The following is a 16,045-nucleotide window of genomic DNA, read 5'->3' on the forward strand; positions in this document are numbered from 1 at the left end:
TCGGGTGGGGGGGGAGGTGGGTGGCGGCGGCGAGGGTCTAGAGGGGGGTCACGTACGCCCCGGAGATGCCGCCGTCGACGAGGAAGTCGCTGGCGTTGACGAAGGAGGAGTCGTCGCTCGCGAGGAAGGCGACGGCGGCGGCGATCTCCTCGGCCTCGGCGAAGCGGCCGACGGGGATGTGGACGAGGCGGCGCGCGGCGCGTTCGGGGTCCTTGGCGAACAGCTCCTGGAGGAGCGGCGTGTTGACGGGGCCGGGGCAGAGGGCGTTGACGCGGATGCCCTCGCGGGCGAACTGGACGCCGAGTTCGCGGGACATGGCGAGCACGCCGCCCTTGGAGGCGGTGTAGGAGATCTGGCTGGTGGCCGCGCCCATGATGGCGACGAAGGAGGCGGTGTTGATGATGGAGCCCTTGCCCTGGCGGCGCATGTAGGGCAGTGCGGCCTTGCAGCAGAGGTAGACGGAGGTGAGGTTGACGTCCTGGACGCGCTTCCAGGCCTCCAGGCCGGTCTCCAGGATGGAGTCGTCGTCGGGGGGCGAGATGCCGGCGTTGTTGAAGGCGATGTCGACGGAGCCGTACGTGTCGAAGGCGGTCTTGAACAGTGCCTCGACCTCGTCCGGGTCGGTGACGTCGACCCGGACGAAGGTGCCGCCGACCTCTTCGGCGGCGGCCTTTCCGGCGCGCTCGTCGATGTCGCCGCAGACGACGTTGGCGCCTTCGGAGGCGAGGCGGCGGGCGGTGGCGAGGCCGATGCCGCTGCCGGCTCCGGTGATGACGGCGGTACGGCCGACCAGGCGGCGGCAGATGATCTCTTCGGTGGTCATGCGGGTCAGGCCTCCGTGCTGATGAAGACGTTCTTGGTTTCGGTGAAGGCGGTCAGGGCGTCGGGGCCGAGTTCGCGGCCGAGGCCGGACTGCCGGTAGCCGCCGAACGGGGTCCAGTAGCGGACGCTGGAGTGGGAGTTGACCGAGAGGTTGCCGGCCCGGACGGCGCGGGAGACGCGCAGGGCGCGGCCGACGTCCCGGGTCCAGAGGGAGCCGGAGAGGCCGTACTCGGTGGCGTTGGCGAGGCGGATCGCGTCGGCCTCGTCCTCGAAGGGGAGGACGACGGCGACGGGTCCGAAGATCTCCTCGACGGCGCACGGGGCGTCCTCGGCGACGCCGGTGAGGACGGTCGGCGGGAACCAGAAGCCGGGGCCTTCGGGGGCCTTGCCCCGGATGGCCTCGGCGTCGCCGGTGACGTAGGTGCGGACGCGGTCGAGCTGGGCGCGGGAGATCAGCGGGCCCATCTGGGTGCGTTCGTCGGCGGGGTCGCCGACGACGATCTCCTCGATCGCGGGGGTGAGCAGCTCCAGGAAGCGGTCGTACGCGCTCCGCTGGACGAGGATGCGGGTGCGGGCGCAGCAGTCCTGGCCGCTGTTGTCGAGGAAGGACATCGGGGCGGCGGCGGCGGCCGCTTCGAGGTCGGCGTCGGCGAAGACGATGTTGGGGCTCTTGCCGCCGAGTTCGAGGGTGACCCGCTTCACCTGGTCGGCGCACTTCGCCATGATCGACTTGCCGACCCGGGTGGAGCCGGTGAAGACGATCTTGGCGATGCCGGGGTGTTCGACGAGGGCGTTGCCCGCGACGGGGCCGGTGCCGGGGAGGACCTGGAAGAGGCCTTCGGGCAGGCCGGCCTCCAGGGCGAGCTCGGCGAGGCGGAGCGCGGTGAGGGGGGTCGTCTCGGCGGGCTTGAGGAGGACGGCGTTGCCGGCGGCGAGGGCGGGTGCGGTGGCCCAGGCGGCGATCGGCATGGGGAAGTTCCAGGGGGCGATGACGCCGACGACCCCGAGCGGTTCGAGGATCGTGATGTCGAGGCCGCCGGCGACGGGGATCTGGCGGCCGTTGAGGCGTTCGACTCCCCCGGCGGCGTAGTCGAGCAGGTCGCGGACGTTGCCGGCCTCCCAGCGGGCGTTGCCGATGGTGTGTCCGGCCTCGGTGACCTCCAGGCGGGCGAGTTCCTCGACGTGCTCGTCGACGACGGCGGCGAAGCGGCGGAGCAGCCGGGCCCGGTCGGCGGGCGCCGCGGCGGCCCAGCCGCGCTGGGCGGCGGTGGCGCGCGCGACGGCGGCGTCGACGTCGGCCGGGGTGGCGGCGGGGACGGTGGCGACCGGCTCCTCGGTCGCCGGGTTCAGTACCTGGAGCAACTCGTTCCTCTCGGTGGCGTGCGTGCGGCGGCGTCCGGGTCAGTGGCGTTCGAAGGAGCGGCGGAGTTCCCAGTCGGTCACCGCGGCGTCGTAGGCGTCGAGTTCGACGCGGGCCATGTTGCGGTAGTGGGCGACGACCTCGGCCCCGAAGGCGGCCTTGGCGATCTCGCTGGTCTCCCAGAGTTCGGCGGCCTCGCGCAGGGTGGTGGGGACGTGCGCGTATTCGCCGGTGTACGCGTTGCCGGTGCAGGGCGGGGGCAGTTCGAGGCGCTGCTCGATGCCGTGCAGGCCCGCGGCGACCAGTCCGGCGACGGCGAGGTACGGGTTGACGTCGCCGCCGGGGAGGCGGTTCTCGAAGCGGGTGGAGCGGCCGTGGCCGACGGTCCGGAGCGAGCAGGTGCGGTTGTCGTGGCCCCAGGCGACGGCGGTGGGCGCGAAGGAGCCGGGCTGGAACCGCTTGTAGGAGTTGACGTTGGGGGCGTAGAGGAGGGAGAAGTCGCGGAGGGCGGCGAGCTGTCCGGCGAGGAAGTGCCGCATGGTCTCGGACATGCCGTGGGAGTCGTCCCCGGCCATCACGTTCTCCCCGTCGGCGTTCTGGAGGGAGAGGTGGATGTGGCAGGAGTTGCCCTCGCGCTCGTTGTACTTCGCCATGAAGGTGAGGGAGTAGCCCTCCTGGGCGGCGATCTCCTTGGCGCCCGTCTTGTAGACGGCGTGCTGGTCGCAGGTGACGAGGGCCTCGTCGTACTTGAAGGCGATCTCGTGCTGGCCGGGGTTGCATTCGCCCTTGGCGGACTCGACGGTGAGTCCGGCGCCGGCCATCTCGTTGCGGATGCGGCGCAGGAGGGGTTCGATGCGTCCGGTGCCGAGGACGGAGTAGTCGATGTTGTACTGGTTGGCGGGGGTGAGGCCGCGGTAGTTCGCGTCCCAGGCCTGCTCGTAGCTGTCGCGGAAGACGATGAACTCGAGTTCCGTGCCGACGTGGGCGGTGAGGCCGAGTTCGGCGAGGCGCTCCAGCTGGCGGCGGAGGATCTGGCGGGGTGCGGCGACGACCGGGGTGCCGTCGCCCCAGGCGAGGTCGGCCGTCACCATCGCGGTGGCCTCGTTCCAGGGGAGGCGGCGGAGGGTGGTGAGGTCGGGGTGCATGGCGAAGTCGCCGTAGCCGCGGTCCCAGGAGGACATCTCGTAGCCGTCGACGGTGTTCATCTCGGTGTCGACTGCCAGAAGATAGTTGCAGCCCTCGGTGCCGTGGCCGAGGACCTCCTCCAGGAAGAACGGGGCGGCGAACCGCTTGCCCTGGAGCCGTCCCTGCATGTCGGGGAAGGCCAGGACGACGGTGTCGATCTCGCCGCTCGCGACGAGGGCGCGGAGTTCCTCGACGGCGAGCGGGGGTGTGCGGACTGCCACGGGATTGCTCCTCCTTCGGCCTGCCGGAAGCCATAAGGTATTACCGAAGACCATTGCTTGGGAAGTGCCGGAGAAGGGGAAACGAGAACGTGGCCAGTACGAGTGAATCGGCGGACCGGCTGACGCCCGTGCTGCGGCCGGTGCGGGCCGGCAACGGCTTCGAGGAGGCCCTGGAGCAGATCCTCCAGGTGGTGCGGCTCGGGCTCGTGCCCGGCGGCGAGCGGCTGCCCGCCGAGCGGGAGCTGGCCGAACGGATGGGGATCAGCCGGGTGACACTGCGCGAGGTCCTCAAGGTCCTCCAGGAGCAGGGGCTCGTGGAGAGCCGGCGCGGCCGGTACGGCGGAACGTTCGTGCTGCCCCGCGTCCAGACCGCCGACGAGGACGAGCTGCGCCGCCGGATCGCCTCGGTCGACATGGAGGACACCCTTCGCTTCCGTGAGGTCCTCGACGTGGGGGCCGCCGGGCTCTGCGCGGCGCACGGCCTGGACGCGGCGGGCGCCGAGCGGCTGCGGACCGCGGTGGCGGCGACCCGGGACGCCCCGCTGGCCGATTACCGCCGCCAGGACACCCTGCTCCATCTCACCCTCGCCGAGCTCTCCGGCTCGCCGACGCTCACCGCGCAGTACGCCGCCGTCCGGGCGACGGTGAACGACCTCCTGGACTGCATCCCCCTGCTCGTACGCAATCTGGAGCACTCCCAGCACCAGCACACCGCGCTGGTGGAGGCGGTGCTCGACGGGGACGCGGACGCGGCGCGCGAGGTGATGCGGGAGCACTGCGCGGGTACGGCGGCGCTGCTGCGGGGGTTCCTCACCTGAGGGCGGCGCCCCGGGCCGCGTAACCCGAAAGTAACGCACGGGGGTTGCGCTCCCCCACCGACCACCGCAAAGGTATGGCACCAATCCATTGGGCCCGTTGCGGGGAGCTGACGCTGCCATGACGCTGGAAGACACGACCGGGAACACCCCCGGCGGCACGCCCGGGGGCACCGCCCCTCCGAAGGACGACTACCTGGAACGGCGGGCGCTGCGCCGCGGCAGCGCGGGCTGGCTGCTGCTCACCGGGCTCGGCGTCGCGTACGTGGTCTCCGGGGACTTCTCCGGCTGGAACATCGGCCTGTCGAAGGGCGGGTTCGGCGGACTGGCCGTCGCCACCGTCCTGATGGGCGCGATGTACGCCTGTCTGGTCTTCGCCCTCGCCGAACTCTCCGCCATCCTGCCCACCGCGGGCGGCGGCTACGGCTTCGCCCGCCGCGCGCTCGGCACCTGGGGCGGGTTCCTCACCGGCACCGCGATCCTCATCGAGTACATCCTCGCGCCCGCCGCGATCTCGATCTTCATCGGCGACTACGTCGAGTCCCTCGGGCTGTTCGGCCTGGAGTCCGGCTGGCCGGTCTACCTCGTCTGCTTCGCGCTCTTCATCGGGATCCACCTGTGGGGCGTCGGCGAGGCGCTGCGCTTCAGCCTGATCGTGACGGCCATCGCGGTCGCGGCGCTCGTCGTCTTCGCGCTCGGCGCGTTCACCGACTTCCACGTCGACGGCCTGAACGACATCCCGGTCGACGGCGAGGCCTTCGGGTCGAGCTCCTGGCTGCCCTTCGGGCTGCTCGGCATCTGGGCCGCGTTCCCCTTCGGCATGTGGTTCTTCCTCGGCGTGGAGGGCGTGCCGCTCGCCGCCGAGGAGGCCAAGGACCCGGTCCGGTCGATGCCGAAGGCGCTCGCGATCTCCATGGGGATCCTGGTCCTGCTCGCCGTCGTCACGTTCCTCGCCGCCACCGGGGCGCACGGCTCGGCGGCCGTCCAGGACGCCGGCAACCCGCTGGTCGTGGCGCTCCAGGGCGACGGGGAGCCGACCGCGCTCAGCCGGTTCGTGAACTACGCGGGCCTCGCGGGCCTGGTGGCCTCCTTCTTCTCCCTCATCTACGCCGGCTCGCGCCAGCTGTTCGCCCTCTCCCGGGCCGGCTACCTGCCCCGCTTCCTCTCCCTGACCAGCCGCCGCAAGTCGCCGTACCTGGGCCTCCTCATCCCGGGCGCGATCGGCTTCGCGCTCGCCGCGGGGACCGGGAACGGGGCGCGGATGCTGAACATCGCGGTGTTCGGCGCCACCATCTCGTACGCGCTGATGGCGCTCTCCCACATCGTGCTGCGGCGCCGGGAGCCGGGGCTGCACCGGCCGTACCGCACGCCCGGCGGGGTCGTCACGTCGTCCGTGGCCTTCGTCCTGGCCCTGTCGGCGCTGGTCGCGACCTTCCTGGTGGACCGGACGGCGGCGTTCATGGCCCTCGGGGTGTACGTCGTCGCCCTCGCCTACTTCGCGTTCTACAGTCGGCACCATCTGGTGGCCGGCGCGCCCGAGGAGGAGTTCGCGGCGCTCGCCGCGGCGGAGGCCGAGCTCGAACGCGACTAGGAAGTGTCGTGCCGATCAACCCGGCACCGGGTGCTCCACCCCTCTGTCCGCATCTCTGGAGGAAGCACGTGTCCAAGCCGCTCATCGGCGTGACCACCTATCTGGACCAGGCCCGCTGGGGGGTGTGGGACATGGAGGCCGCGCTGCTTCCCGCCCGCTACCCGTGGCTGGTACGGGAGAGCGGGGGGCTCGCCGTGATGCTGCCGCCGGACGGACCCGAGGCCGCCGCGGCGGTCGTCGCCCGGCTCGACGGGCTGGTCGTCGCGGGAGGGGCGGACGTCGAGCCCGTACGGTACGGGGCCGAGACCGACCCCCGCACCGGCCCGCCGGCGCGCGCCCGGGACGCCTGGGAACTGGCGCTGGTCGACGCGGCGCTGGCGTCCGGCACCCCGCTCCTGGGCATCTGCCGCGGGATGCAGCTGCTGAACGTCGCGCTCGGCGGGACGCTCGTGCAGCACCTCGACGGACACGTCGAGGCGGTCGGCGTGATCGGCAGACACCCGGTCAAGCCCGTGCCGGGCACCCTCTACGCCTCCCTCGTACCCGAGCTCACCGAGGTCCCGACCTACCACCACCAGGCCGTGGACCGGCTCGCCACGGGACTCACCGCCTCCGCCCACGCCGAGGACGGCACCGTCGAGGCGGTCGAACTGGCCGCCCCCTCCTGGACCCTCGGCGTCCAGTGGCACCCGGAGATGGGCGAGGACCCGCGGGTGATGCGGGGGCTCGTCGAGGCGGCGGCCGCCCGACGGGCTGAATCTCAGCACGCGGGCGGGGTGTGCGCTCCAGACGGAGCCGAAGCCCAGCGCGCGGGCGGTGAGCTCGCCCGACGGGGATGGGCCCAGCGCTCGGGCGCCGAGAGCGCGCCCGACGGGGATGCGCTCAGCGTGCAGGCGCCGTGAGCGCACCCGACTCGGATGGGCTCAGCGCGCCGGCGCCGTGAGCGGGGTCCAGGTCGACGGGCCGGCCGTGCAGGGGCCGCCGTCGTGGACCAGGAGGCGCCGCTCCGCAGGGTCGACCGCGAGCGTGGCGAGCGTGGCCCACCGGCTGCCGAGCGCGCCTCCGGCGGGAGCGTGACAGCAGACCTCGGCGCCGTCCTCGCGGTGTGCGGAGAGCAGCGCCGCCAGCGCGTCGGGTCCGAGCGGACCCGGGTGGGCCCGGACGCGCCGGCTGAGCAGCCGGTGCCGGTCGTATGTCTCCGGCTCCCGGCGGCCGCGTAGTTCGCCGGCGGCGAGCGACGGGTCCAGGAAGTGGTTCGTACGGGTCAGCCAGCCCCGCTCGTCGGGGACGACCACCGCCGAGCCGGCGGGGGCGAGCTCCACGGACGCGGCCCGGTCGGCGGTCACCACGGTGATGACCGTGGAAGCGGAGACCGGGGCGCCCGTGAGCATTCCGACCGCCTCCGCGAACGACCCGGCGTTGCCGAGCACCTGACGGGCGACCAGGTGGACGGGGACTCCGGTGGCGGCGTCGCCGGTGTGGCCGAGGATGTTGAAGAGGACGCCCACACCGGCCTCGTTGACGCCGATCTTGGCGAGGATGCCGTGCTCGGTGATGCCCGCGAACCCGTGGGCGTCGCCGGTCACGGTCTGGAGGTGCCAGGAACCGGCCAGTTCCTCGTGCCAGTCCCAGCACTGCCCGCCGGTGGTCAGGGGGCCGGTCCGGACGAGGGTGGAGCACTCCCCCGCGCGGGGCGCGCCGGCCTCGGCGAGGATCTCGGTGCGCGCGTTGAGCGCGGCGATCGTCCAGAACGGGAGTCCGGCTCCCTCGGCGACACCCTCCATCTCCTCCACGAGCTCCGGCGCCCACGCCCGGGTGGCGTCGGCGGTGCGCAGGGCGAGCGAACGCACGTCGGGGGCACGACCACCGACGGTGGTGAAGAGCTCGTCGTAGACGCGCCACGCGCGCGCGATGGCGTCGCCGGCCCGGCGGCCGCGGTCCTCGCCGCGGCGCCTCGGGGTGTCCCCGGTGATCCGGAGGACCGTGCGGCCGCTCACGCCCGCGCCCGGGCGGCGAGGGCGGTGCGGTCGTTCCGCATGAGGAGCGCGTAGACGAGCGCGGCGACGACCATGCCGACGGGGAGGGAGAGGTCGACGCCGTCGAGGGCGCCGGCGACCGGGCCGGTGTAGAGGGTGTTGACGCAGAGGGAGGCCGCGGTGACGCCCAGGACGACGGCGAGGGCGCCGGCGAGGTTGACCCCCGCGGTGTACCAGAAGGGGCTGCCGGGGGTCTCGTCCGAGAGCGCGATCCCGTCGTAACGGCCGCGGCGGAGCGCGATGTCGGTGGCGTAGACGGCCATCAGGGGGCCGATCAGGACCACGATCACCTGGAGGGCGTTGCTCACGGTGTCCAGGAAGTTGGAGACGAGCAGGCCGTAGAGGGTCAGGGCGACGGCGACCGCGCCGTCGAAGAGGACGCTGACGGTCCGGCGGATGCGGAGGCCGACGGCCTGGAGGGCGAGGCCGGCGCTGTAGGCGGTCAGGGCGTTGATGGAGATCGTGCCGAGGACGAGGGCGAGCAGGAAGACCGGGGTGAACCAGCCGGGGAGGATCGTCTGGAGCGCGGTCTGCGGGTCGGTCATGTCGACGGCGGTGGCGGCGAACGCGCCGAGCGAACACACGATCACGCTGGGCAGGAAGGCGCCGAAGGCGGTCCAGCCGACGATCGCCTTCTTCGAGGACGTCCGGGGCAGGTAGCGGGAGAAGTCGGCGCTCGTCGTGTACGACAGCGGGCCCGAGGCGATCATCGTGGTGCCCGCGAGGAGGAGGCCCCAGAGCTCGACGCCCGAGAGCTTCGCGGCGGGGGCGTACGAGAAGTCGGCGTGCCGGAGGACCGCGAACGCGACCACGGTGAAGACGCCGGCCAGGACCAGGGTGATCGGCAGGTACAGCTTGATGATCAGGGCGTGCCCGTAGACGCTGATGGCCAGGGTGAGCGCGGCGATGACCACGATGACGGCGACCTTGACGGGGGTGTTCGCCGTGATGCCGGTCTTCTCGACGAGGGCGAAGGCGGCGGTGGCCGCGGCGGCGAGGTTGAGGGCGAAGTAGCAGACGGAGACGAGCCAGCCGCCGATCGCGTTGTTCACGCGGTTGCCCATGACGCCGTACATGGTGCGGGTGATCACCTCGCTGGGCGCGCCCGCCGCCGGCCCCGAGGTGGCGAGGAGGCCGGTGAGCAGCCAGAAGAGGTTGCCGACGACGATCACGGCGACGGCCTGCCAGAGCGTGAGGCCCATCAGGACGAGGGCGCCGCCGATGACGAGGCTGAGGTAGTTGACGTTGGCCGCGGCCCAGACGGAGAAGAGCTCGCGGGGGTGTCCGTGGCGTTCGCCGTCGGGGATGTGGTCGATGCCGTGGGCCTCGATGCGGCCTGGCCGGTCGGCGGCCGGCGGGGTGACCCGGGCGTCCTGCGTGCCTGGGAGCGGGTCGGGAATCGTGGAAGCCATGCGGCCCTCCGGAAGCGTGTGGTGCCCACCTGGTTGCTTATTGGTCGCACACTCAATAGCATCCCGGTTATGTCGTCAAGCGTCCAGCGCAAGCGAATCCGGAAAACGCCCGAAGCCCGTCGGGCCGAGATCGTGGAGACCGCGGCCCGCGTCGCCCTGACGGAGGGACTCGAGTGCGTCACCCTCCGGCGGATCGCCGACGAGCTCGCCGTACGGCCCGGCCTGATCAGCCACTACTTCCCCTCGGCGGAGGACCTGGTGGCCGAGGCCTTCAGCGTCGCCTCCACCGGCGAGCTCGACGCCCTCCTGCCCGCCGAGCGGCCGCACGGCACCCCCACCCAGTACCTCGCCCGCTACTTCGCGCTCTCCACCGGCGACGCGTACGACGACATCAGCCGCCTCTGGATCAACGCCCGCCACCTCAGCCGCTACCGCCCCCTCCTCCGCGACCGCGTCGCCGAGCAGGAGCTCGCCTCCGACGACCGCCTCCAGGAAGTCATCCAGGAGGGCGTCGACCGCGGGGAGTTCCGCACCGACGACCCGCGCGCCGCCGCCATCCAGATCCTCGTGGTCCTCGACGGCCTCGGCGCCCACGCCAACACCGACCGCAGCAACCGCCCCGAGGCCGTGACCCGCATGGCCGTCACCACCGCCGAACGCGTCCTGGGACTGCCGTACGGAGCCCTGACCGAAGCACCCGCCCTCGTCGAGCCCGCCGCTCCCCCGACCCCCTCGGATCCCGCCCCACCCCAGTGAGAGCCGGCGCCCGGCCGACCTCGTACCGCTCGCCGGCCTGCTCGGTTCCGCCTACTCGATCGCCTCCTCTTCCGTCCCGCCGGCCTGCCGCCTCACGCATCGCCTCACGCGCCGCCTGCCCCGTCCACGCACTCCTTTCCGCACTCCATTCCGCGCTTCGTCCGCACCCCCTTCCGCACCCCCTGGAGCCCCCGTGCGCACCCGACTCGTCCTGCTGTCCGCCCGTCTGCTCGACCCCGGCACGGGGGCGTTCCTGCCGGAAACCGCCCTCGCCGTCTCGGACGACGGCAGGATCGCGGCGCTGGGTGACGACCGCGAGATCCGGGCGCTCGCCGGTCCCGCCACGACGGTCGTCGACCTCAAGGGGGCCGTGGTCACCCCGGGGCTCGTCGACGGACACGTGCACCCGGTCACGGGGGCGGAACTGACGCACGGACTCGACCTGTCGTACTGCGCCGACCTCGACGACGTGCGCGCGGCACTCGCACGGGAGACGCGGTCCCTCGGGCGCGGAGAGTGGCTGTTCGGCTGGGGCCTCGACCCCAACGTCTTCGGCGACCAGCCCGTGGGGATCGCCCCGTTCGACGCCGTACTCGACGGGATCCCGGCCTTCCTGCTGCTCTTCGACGCCCACTCGGCGCTGGCCAGCCGGCGCGCGCTCGAACTCGCCGGGGTCGACGGCCCGCGCACCTTCGACCAGGCGTCCGCCGAGGTCGTCTGCGACGCCGCGGGACGCCCGACGGGCCTGCTCCAGGAGGACGCCGCCTGCGAGCTGGTCGAACGGGTCGCCCCGCACCCGACGCGCGAGGAGAGCCGCGAGCGGCTCGCGACGGCGCTGCGGTCCATGGCGGCGGCCGGACTGACCGGCGGCCACGCCATGGACGCCAACGGCGAGAGCCTCGCCCTGTACGGGGAGCTCGACGCCGCCGGCGACCTGCCGCTGCGCCTGCGGGTCGCACCCTGGTGCCAGCCAGGCACCGACGCCGACGGCGTACGCGGCCTGATCGAGCAGCAGGGTACCGGCGGGGCGCTGTGGCAGGTCGCGGGCGTGAAGCTGTTCATGGACGGGACCATCGACAACGGCACGGCGTGGCTGGAGCGCCCCGACTGCCACGGCGAGTCCACGCACGCCTTCTGGCCGGACCCCGCCGCGTACACCCGGATCATCGGCGCCCTGCACCGGGCGGGCGTCGCCACCGCGACGCACGCCATCGGCGACGCTGCCGTCCGGCACGTCCTGGACTCCGTCGAGAAGGCCCGGGCCGGCGGCGGCCCGGACGGCGTGCGGCACCGGGTCGAGCACATCGAGACGGTGCCGGACGACACGCTGCGCCGGTTCGCCGAGCTCGGCGTCCTCGCGTCGATGCAGCCCACCCACTGCTGCGACTTCACCCGCGCCGACCACACCGACAACTGGTCGCGCCGCCTCGGCGAGGAGCGCGCCTCGCGCGCCTGGCGCTGCCGCGACCTCGCCGACTCCGGCGCCACCGTCGTCCTCGGCTCCGACTGGCCGATCGCCCCGTTCCCCCCGCTCGGCGTGATGGCCGGCGCCCGCCACCGCCGTCCCAGCCGCGACCTCGCCCAGGCGCCGCACGGCCCCGAACAGGCCCTCACCCCCCTGGAGGCGCTGCGCGGCATGACCACCGCGGCCGCGTACGCCGCCGGCGAGGAGCACGAGGCGGGGCGCCTCGCGGCCGGCTACCGCGCCGACCTCACCGTCCTCGCGGCCGACCCTCTGACGACGTCCTCCACGGACCTTCCCGACGTCCCCGTCCGCCTCACCGTGGTGGACGGCCGGGTGACGTTCCGCGCGACGGACCTCTGACGTACGCGCCGGTCTGCGAGCAGGCGCTCACAGGCCGGTACTCATGGCGGTGGGGGTTCCGCTTGGCCGACAGGCGTTCCGCGTGGCGGGCAGGTGTTCCGCGTGTCCGACAGGCGTTCCGCGTGGCGGGCAGGCGTTCCGCCTGGGCATGGGTGTGGGCGTAGGCGTGGGGGGACTGTCAGCCCCTCGTGAGCGACAGCAGGTCGCGCGCCGGGCCCGTCGGGCGGTGGCCCGCGGGCCACACGGCGCGGAGGTCGCGGCGGAGGAGGACGCCGTCGACCGGGACGGCGACCAGGCGGCGCGACGCCAGCTCCTCGGTGATCGCGAGCTCGCTGAGGACCGCGGGCCCGGCAGCGCTGACGGCAGCGGCCTTCACCGCGGTGGTGGACGCGAGTTCGAGCAGCGGCTGCGCGAGGCCGCCGTGGCCGGAGAGCGCCGCGTCGAGGACCTGCCGGGTGCCGGAGCCGCGTTCGCGCAGGACCAGGGGGGTCGCGGCGAGTTCCGCCGGGTCGATCGGGCCGCGGCGGCGGGCCCAGGGGTGGGAGGGGGCGACGACGACGAGGAGCCGGTCGTGGGCGACGACGACGCCGTCGAGGCCGTCCGGCACGGCGAGCCCCTCCACGAAGCCGACGTCCGCGTCGCCGGCGAAGAGGCGTTCGGCGACGGCGGCCGAGTTGCCGGCCTGGAGGGACACGGCGGTGTCCGGGCGCTGGGCGCGCAGCGCGATCAGCCAGCCCGGCAGCAGGTACTCGGCGATCGTCATGGACGCGGCCACCCGGAGCCGCGAGTCGCGGCGTCCGCGCAGCGCCAGGGCGCCCACGTCGAAGGCCTCCGCGGCCTCGACGATCCGCCGGGCCCAGTCGGTGACGAGCGCGCCCGCGTCCGTGAGCCGTGAGCCGCGGGGCGAGCGGTCGACCAGGGCCACCCCGAGCTGCCGCTCCATGGAGCGGATCCGGCTGCTCGCGGCGGGCTGCGTGATCCCCACCTCGCGGGCGGCCGCGCCGAGGCTGCCGTGCCGGGCGACGGCGAGGAGCAGTTCGAGCGCGCCGAGATCCGGGACCCGATGGGAGAGCGGGGTGCGCGGCTCAGCGCCGTGCTCCCCGTGAAGCCCGCGCGCACCTTTCGTCCCCGGCTCCCCGTGAAACCCGCGCGCACCCTTCGTCGCCGGCTCGCCCTCGGCCCGCCGCACGCCCTTCGTCCCCGTCGTCCCAGACTCCCCTTCTACCCCACGCGCCTCCTGCGCACCCTGCGCCCCCTCGGCCCGCCGCGCACCCTGCGGCCCCGGCTCCCCCTCAGGCCCCCGCGCTCCTTGCGGCCCGTACGCCCCGTACGCCCCGTGCTCCCCGTCGGCCGGCCACGGCCCGCGCGTCTCCCTGCTCATAAGGCCAGCTTATGACGTCATAGCCGCATGATCCCTGGTGGGGGCGGGGGAACGGGGCGACGGTGGAGCCATGGCAAGCCTCGCAACACCCCGCTCGGCCCCTCGTCCGGCCTCCCGCGCCACCACCCCCGGCGCACGCCCGGTCCTTACGGCCCGCTCCGTCCGTCACCTCGGGCCCAACTGGTACGCCTCGGTGATGGGGACGGCGATCGTGGCATCGGCGGGCGCCACGCTTCCGGTGGACGTCCCCGGTCTTCGTACGGCCTGCGCGGCGGTCTGGGCGCTGTCGCTGGTGATGCTGCTGGTGCTGCTCGGCGCCCGTGCGGTCCATTGGACCCGGCACGGGGACCAGGCCCGCGCGCATCTCATGGACCCGGCCATGGCGCCCTTCTACGGGTGTCTGTCGATGGCGCTGCTCGCGGTGGGCGGCGGGGCGCTGATCGTGGGCCGGGACTGGATCGGGCTCCCGGCGGCCGTCGGTGTGGACGCGGTGCTGTTCACGGTCGGCACGCTGGTCGGTCTCGCCGCCGCGGTGGCGGTCCCGTACGTGATGGTGGTGCACCACCGGATCGAGAGCGCGTCCCCGGTGTGGCTGCTTCCGGTCGTCGCGCCGATGGTCTCGGCCGCCCTCGGTCCGCTGCTCGTGCCCCATCTGCCCGCCGGGCAGGCCCAGCAGACGCTGTTGATCACCTGCTACGCGATGTTCGGCGTCAGTCTGCTGGCGACCCTGGTGATGCTGCCGCTGGTCTTCGGCCGACTGGTCACCGGCGGTCCGCTGCCCCTGGCGCTGACCCCGACCCTGTTCCTCGTCCTCGGCCCGCTGGGGCAGTCGACGACCGCGGCGAGCAAGTTCGCCGACGCGGCCCCGGGCGTGCTGCCCGAGCCGTACGCCCACGGTTTCGCCGCCTTCGCCGTCCTCTACGGGGTACCCGTGATGGGCTTCGCGCTGCTGTGGCTGGCACTGGCCGCGGCGATGGTGCTGCGGGCGCGGCGGCGGGGCATGGGTTTCGCGATGACCTTCTGGGCCTTCACCTTCCCGGTCGGCACCTGTGTGACCGGCGCCGAGGGGCTGGCGCAGCACACCGGGCTCGCCGCCTTCCGGTGGCTCGCGATCGGGCTGTACGTGTTCCTCGTCGCGGCCTGGCTGGTGGCCGGGTTCCACACCGTGCGCGGGCTGTTCAGCGGTGCGCTGCTCGCAGGGCCCGGGCGAGCTCCCGCGGAGCCTCGGCCAGTGACGGCCCGTACCAGGTGAGCAGGCGTCCGTCGACGAGCGCCGCGGCGGTCCCGGGGAAGGCCTCGGGGCCGTCGTCGCGCGTGAAGCGGTAGGGCTCGTCGGGCAGGACGACGAGGTCGGGCGCGGCGGCCCTGAGGTCGTCGAGCGGGAGGCGCGGATAGCGCTCGGGGTGGTCGCCGTACAGATTGCGGACGCCGAGCCGGGCGAGCAGGTCGCCGGCGAAGGTGTCGCGTCCCAGGACCATCCAGGGGCGGCGCCAGATGGGCACGACCGCGGTGAGCGGGCCGCCGTCCGCCGCGCGCGCCACCGGCGTCACGGCCTCCCAGGCGGCCTCGGCGTCGTCGAGCCAGCGGGGTCTCCGGGGCGCGCCGCAGGCGGTGAGGACCCGTTCCAGTTCGCGCAGGCCCTGGTCGAGGGTGCGGATCCCGGTGACGAGGACGTCGACCCCGGCGGCCCGCAGCGCGGCGAGGTCGGGGGCCCGGTTCTCCTCCTCGTTGGCGAGGACGAGGTCGGGCCGGAGCGCGGTGATCGCGGCGACGTCGGGGTTCTTGGTGCCGCCGATCCGTGCGACGTCGAGGCCCGGGGGGTGGCTGCACCAGTCCGTGGCGCCGACGAGGGCGCCGGGGAGGGTGACGGCGACGGCCTCAGTCAGGGACGGTACGAGGGAGACGACCCGCGGTAGGGACCGCGTACCGGGCCTCACTCCTCTTCGGCCTCGACGTGTTCGGCGACGGCGACGACGAGCAGCCGGGTGCCGGGCTCGGTGGCCCGCCAGCGGTGCCGGACCCCGCCGGAGAGGTAGAGGGTGTCGCCGCGGCCGAGCCGGTACGCGCGCCCTTCGGCCTCGACCTCGGCGGCGCCGTCGGCCACGTACAGCAGCTCGTCGTTGCGGTGCTGGAACTCGCGTCCCGCGTCCTGTTCGCCGGTGAACTCCAGGGCGTGCAGCTGGTGGCGGCCCCGGACGAGCTGGCGGATGCCGGCGGGCAGGGCGGCGTCCGGGGGGCGCTCCCCGGACCGTACGACGTCGACGGTGCGGGAGGCCTCGGCGGCGGCGAGGAGTTCGCCGGCGGTCGTCTCCAGGGCCCCGGCGACGAGTTCGAGGGAGCGCCGGCTGGGCCGGGCGCGGTCGTTCTCGACCTGGCTGAGGAAGGGCACGGAGAGGCCGCTGCGGGAGGCGACGACGGCCAGGGTGAGCTGGAGCGCTCTGCGGCGTCTCTTGACGGCCGCGCCCACGCGGGGTGATTCCTTCTCGTCCATGTCGACTCCCTCCCTCGCGCCTGTCGCGGTTCCTCGTACCGGTGTACCGGCCGGTTACCTGAACCTTACGCAGCTTTGGGGCAGGGTTTCTCGTCGTGTGGAAAAGGGGCGGTCGCCGAGCACGCTCGGCGACCGCCCCTTTTCGGACAG

At 73.6% G+C, this 16,045-nt stretch carries 13 protein-coding genes and 1 pseudogene; 6 read left to right on the forward strand and 8 right to left on the reverse strand.

Translation table 11 applies throughout. The annotated features are described in order from the left end of the window. Positions 1 to 37: 37 nt before the first annotated feature. Genes MRBLMG1_RS03335 through MRBLMG1_RS03345 form a run of 3 tightly spaced genes read right to left on the reverse strand, consistent with a single transcriptional unit; the run spans position 38 to position 3,588 of the window. Complete coding sequence (locus tag MRBLMG1_RS03335) at positions 38 to 823, reverse strand: 3-oxoacyl-ACP reductase (protein ID WP_367820528.1); 786 nt, start codon at positions 821 to 823, stop codon at positions 38 to 40. 5 nt (positions 824 to 828) lie between these two features. Then, a complete protein-coding gene (locus tag MRBLMG1_RS03340) occupies positions 829 to 2,184 on the reverse strand; it encodes an aldehyde dehydrogenase family protein (RefSeq protein WP_367820530.1) in 1,356 nt (451 codons plus the stop codon). A gap of 39 nt (positions 2,185 to 2,223) precedes the next feature. Continuing rightward, entirely contained in the window at positions 2,224 to 3,588 is a 1,365-nt protein-coding gene (locus tag MRBLMG1_RS03345) for a glutamine synthetase family protein (RefSeq protein WP_367820532.1), read from the reverse strand. 89 nt (positions 3,589 to 3,677) lie between these two features. On the opposite strand from MRBLMG1_RS03345, the gene MRBLMG1_RS03350 reads away from it, so the two are divergent. The 3 genes and pseudogenes from MRBLMG1_RS03350 to MRBLMG1_RS03360 all read left to right on the forward strand — a co-directional run. After that, complete coding sequence (locus MRBLMG1_RS03350; RefSeq protein WP_367820534.1) at positions 3,678 to 4,406, forward strand: FadR/GntR family transcriptional regulator; 729 nt, start codon at positions 3,678 to 3,680, stop codon at positions 4,404 to 4,406. 118 nt (positions 4,407 to 4,524) lie between these two features. Then, positions 4,525 to 5,994 carry an ethanolamine permease gene (eat, locus tag MRBLMG1_RS03355; RefSeq protein ID WP_367820536.1) on the forward strand — a complete coding sequence of 490 codons (1,470 nt, stop codon included), beginning with the start codon at positions 4,525 to 4,527 and terminating at the stop codon, positions 5,992 to 5,994. Between the two features lie 68 nt (positions 5,995 to 6,062). After that, positions 6,063 to 6,740: pseudogene (locus tag MRBLMG1_RS03360) on the forward strand (gamma-glutamyl-gamma-aminobutyrate hydrolase family protein); the annotation flags it as partial. A gap of 177 nt (positions 6,741 to 6,917) precedes the next feature. Here MRBLMG1_RS03360 and MRBLMG1_RS03365 read toward each other — a convergent pair. Both MRBLMG1_RS03365 and MRBLMG1_RS03370 read right to left on the reverse strand, forming a co-directional pair. Then, entirely contained in the window at positions 6,918 to 7,991 is a 1,074-nt protein-coding gene (locus tag MRBLMG1_RS03365; RefSeq protein ID WP_367820538.1) for a C45 family autoproteolytic acyltransferase/hydolase, read from the reverse strand. Further along, positions 7,988 to 9,442, reverse strand: coding sequence for a purine-cytosine permease family protein (locus MRBLMG1_RS03370; RefSeq protein ID WP_367820540.1), 1,455 nt, complete (start codon positions 9,440 to 9,442; stop codon positions 7,988 to 7,990). The genes MRBLMG1_RS03365 and MRBLMG1_RS03370 overlap by 4 nt, the downstream gene beginning before the upstream one ends. A 69-nt stretch (positions 9,443 to 9,511) precedes the next feature. Between MRBLMG1_RS03370 and MRBLMG1_RS03375 the strand changes: the two genes are divergently transcribed. Together MRBLMG1_RS03375 and MRBLMG1_RS03380 are read left to right on the forward strand one after the other, a co-directional pair. After that, entirely contained in the window at positions 9,512 to 10,198 is a 687-nt protein-coding gene (locus MRBLMG1_RS03375; protein WP_367820542.1) for a TetR/AcrR family transcriptional regulator, read from the forward strand. A 193-nt stretch (positions 10,199 to 10,391) separates the two neighbouring features. Then, a complete protein-coding gene (locus MRBLMG1_RS03380) occupies positions 10,392 to 12,023 on the forward strand; it encodes an amidohydrolase (RefSeq protein WP_367820544.1) in 1,632 nt (543 codons plus the stop codon). Between the two features lie 178 nt (positions 12,024 to 12,201). Here the strand turns inward: MRBLMG1_RS03380 and MRBLMG1_RS03385 are convergent, their stop codons facing one another. After that, positions 12,202 to 13,059 carry a LysR family transcriptional regulator gene (locus MRBLMG1_RS03385; protein WP_367820688.1) on the reverse strand — a complete coding sequence of 286 codons (858 nt, stop codon included), beginning with the start codon at positions 13,057 to 13,059 and terminating at the stop codon, positions 12,202 to 12,204. Positions 13,060 to 13,474: 415 nt separating this feature from the next. On the opposite strand from MRBLMG1_RS03385, the gene MRBLMG1_RS03390 reads away from it, so the two are divergent. Next, positions 13,475 to 14,656: a TDT family transporter gene (locus tag MRBLMG1_RS03390; RefSeq protein WP_367820546.1), complete on the forward strand. Its 1,182-nt coding sequence runs from the start codon at positions 13,475 to 13,477 to the stop codon at positions 14,654 to 14,656. On the opposite strand, the gene MRBLMG1_RS03395 is transcribed toward MRBLMG1_RS03390, so the two are convergent. Together MRBLMG1_RS03395 and MRBLMG1_RS03400 are read right to left on the reverse strand one after the other, a co-directional pair. Beyond that, a complete protein-coding gene (locus MRBLMG1_RS03395; protein WP_367820548.1) occupies positions 14,583 to 15,341 on the reverse strand; it encodes a helical backbone metal receptor in 759 nt (252 codons plus the stop codon). The two genes, MRBLMG1_RS03390 and MRBLMG1_RS03395, sit on opposite strands and share 74 nt — an antisense overlap. Further along, positions 15,338 to 15,895 (reverse strand): helix-turn-helix domain-containing protein, encoded by a 558-nt coding sequence (locus MRBLMG1_RS03400; RefSeq protein ID WP_367820550.1) that lies wholly within the window; start codon positions 15,893 to 15,895, stop codon positions 15,338 to 15,340. The genes MRBLMG1_RS03395 and MRBLMG1_RS03400 overlap by 4 nt, the downstream gene beginning before the upstream one ends. Positions 15,896 to 16,045: the final 150 nt, after the last annotated feature.

The sequence above is a fragment of the Streptomyces sp. LMG1-1-1.1 genome, assembly GCF_040815545.1.
Lineage (GTDB): Bacteria > Actinomycetota > Actinomycetes > Streptomycetales > Streptomycetaceae > Streptomyces.

Bases quoted from the DNA above. Each gene is read 5' to 3' on its own strand.
- eat (WP_367820536.1), top strand. From the start codon at position 4,525: ATGACGCTGGAAGACACGACCGGGAACACCCCCGGCGGCACGCCCGGG.
- MRBLMG1_RS03390 (WP_367820546.1), top strand. From the start codon at position 13,475: ATGGCAAGCCTCGCAACACCCCGCTCGGCCCCTCGTCCGGCCTCCCGC.
- MRBLMG1_RS03370 (WP_367820540.1), bottom strand. From the start codon at position 9,442: ATGGCTTCCACGATTCCCGACCCGCTCCCAGGCACGCAGGACGCCCGG.
- MRBLMG1_RS03335 (WP_367820528.1), bottom strand. From the start codon at position 823: ATGACCACCGAAGAGATCATCTGCCGCCGCCTGGTCGGCCGTACCGCC.
- MRBLMG1_RS03400 (WP_367820550.1), bottom strand. From the start codon at position 15,895: ATGGACGAGAAGGAATCACCCCGCGTGGGCGCGGCCGTCAAGAGACGC.
- MRBLMG1_RS03375 (WP_367820542.1), top strand. From the start codon at position 9,512: ATGTCGTCAAGCGTCCAGCGCAAGCGAATCCGGAAAACGCCCGAAGCC.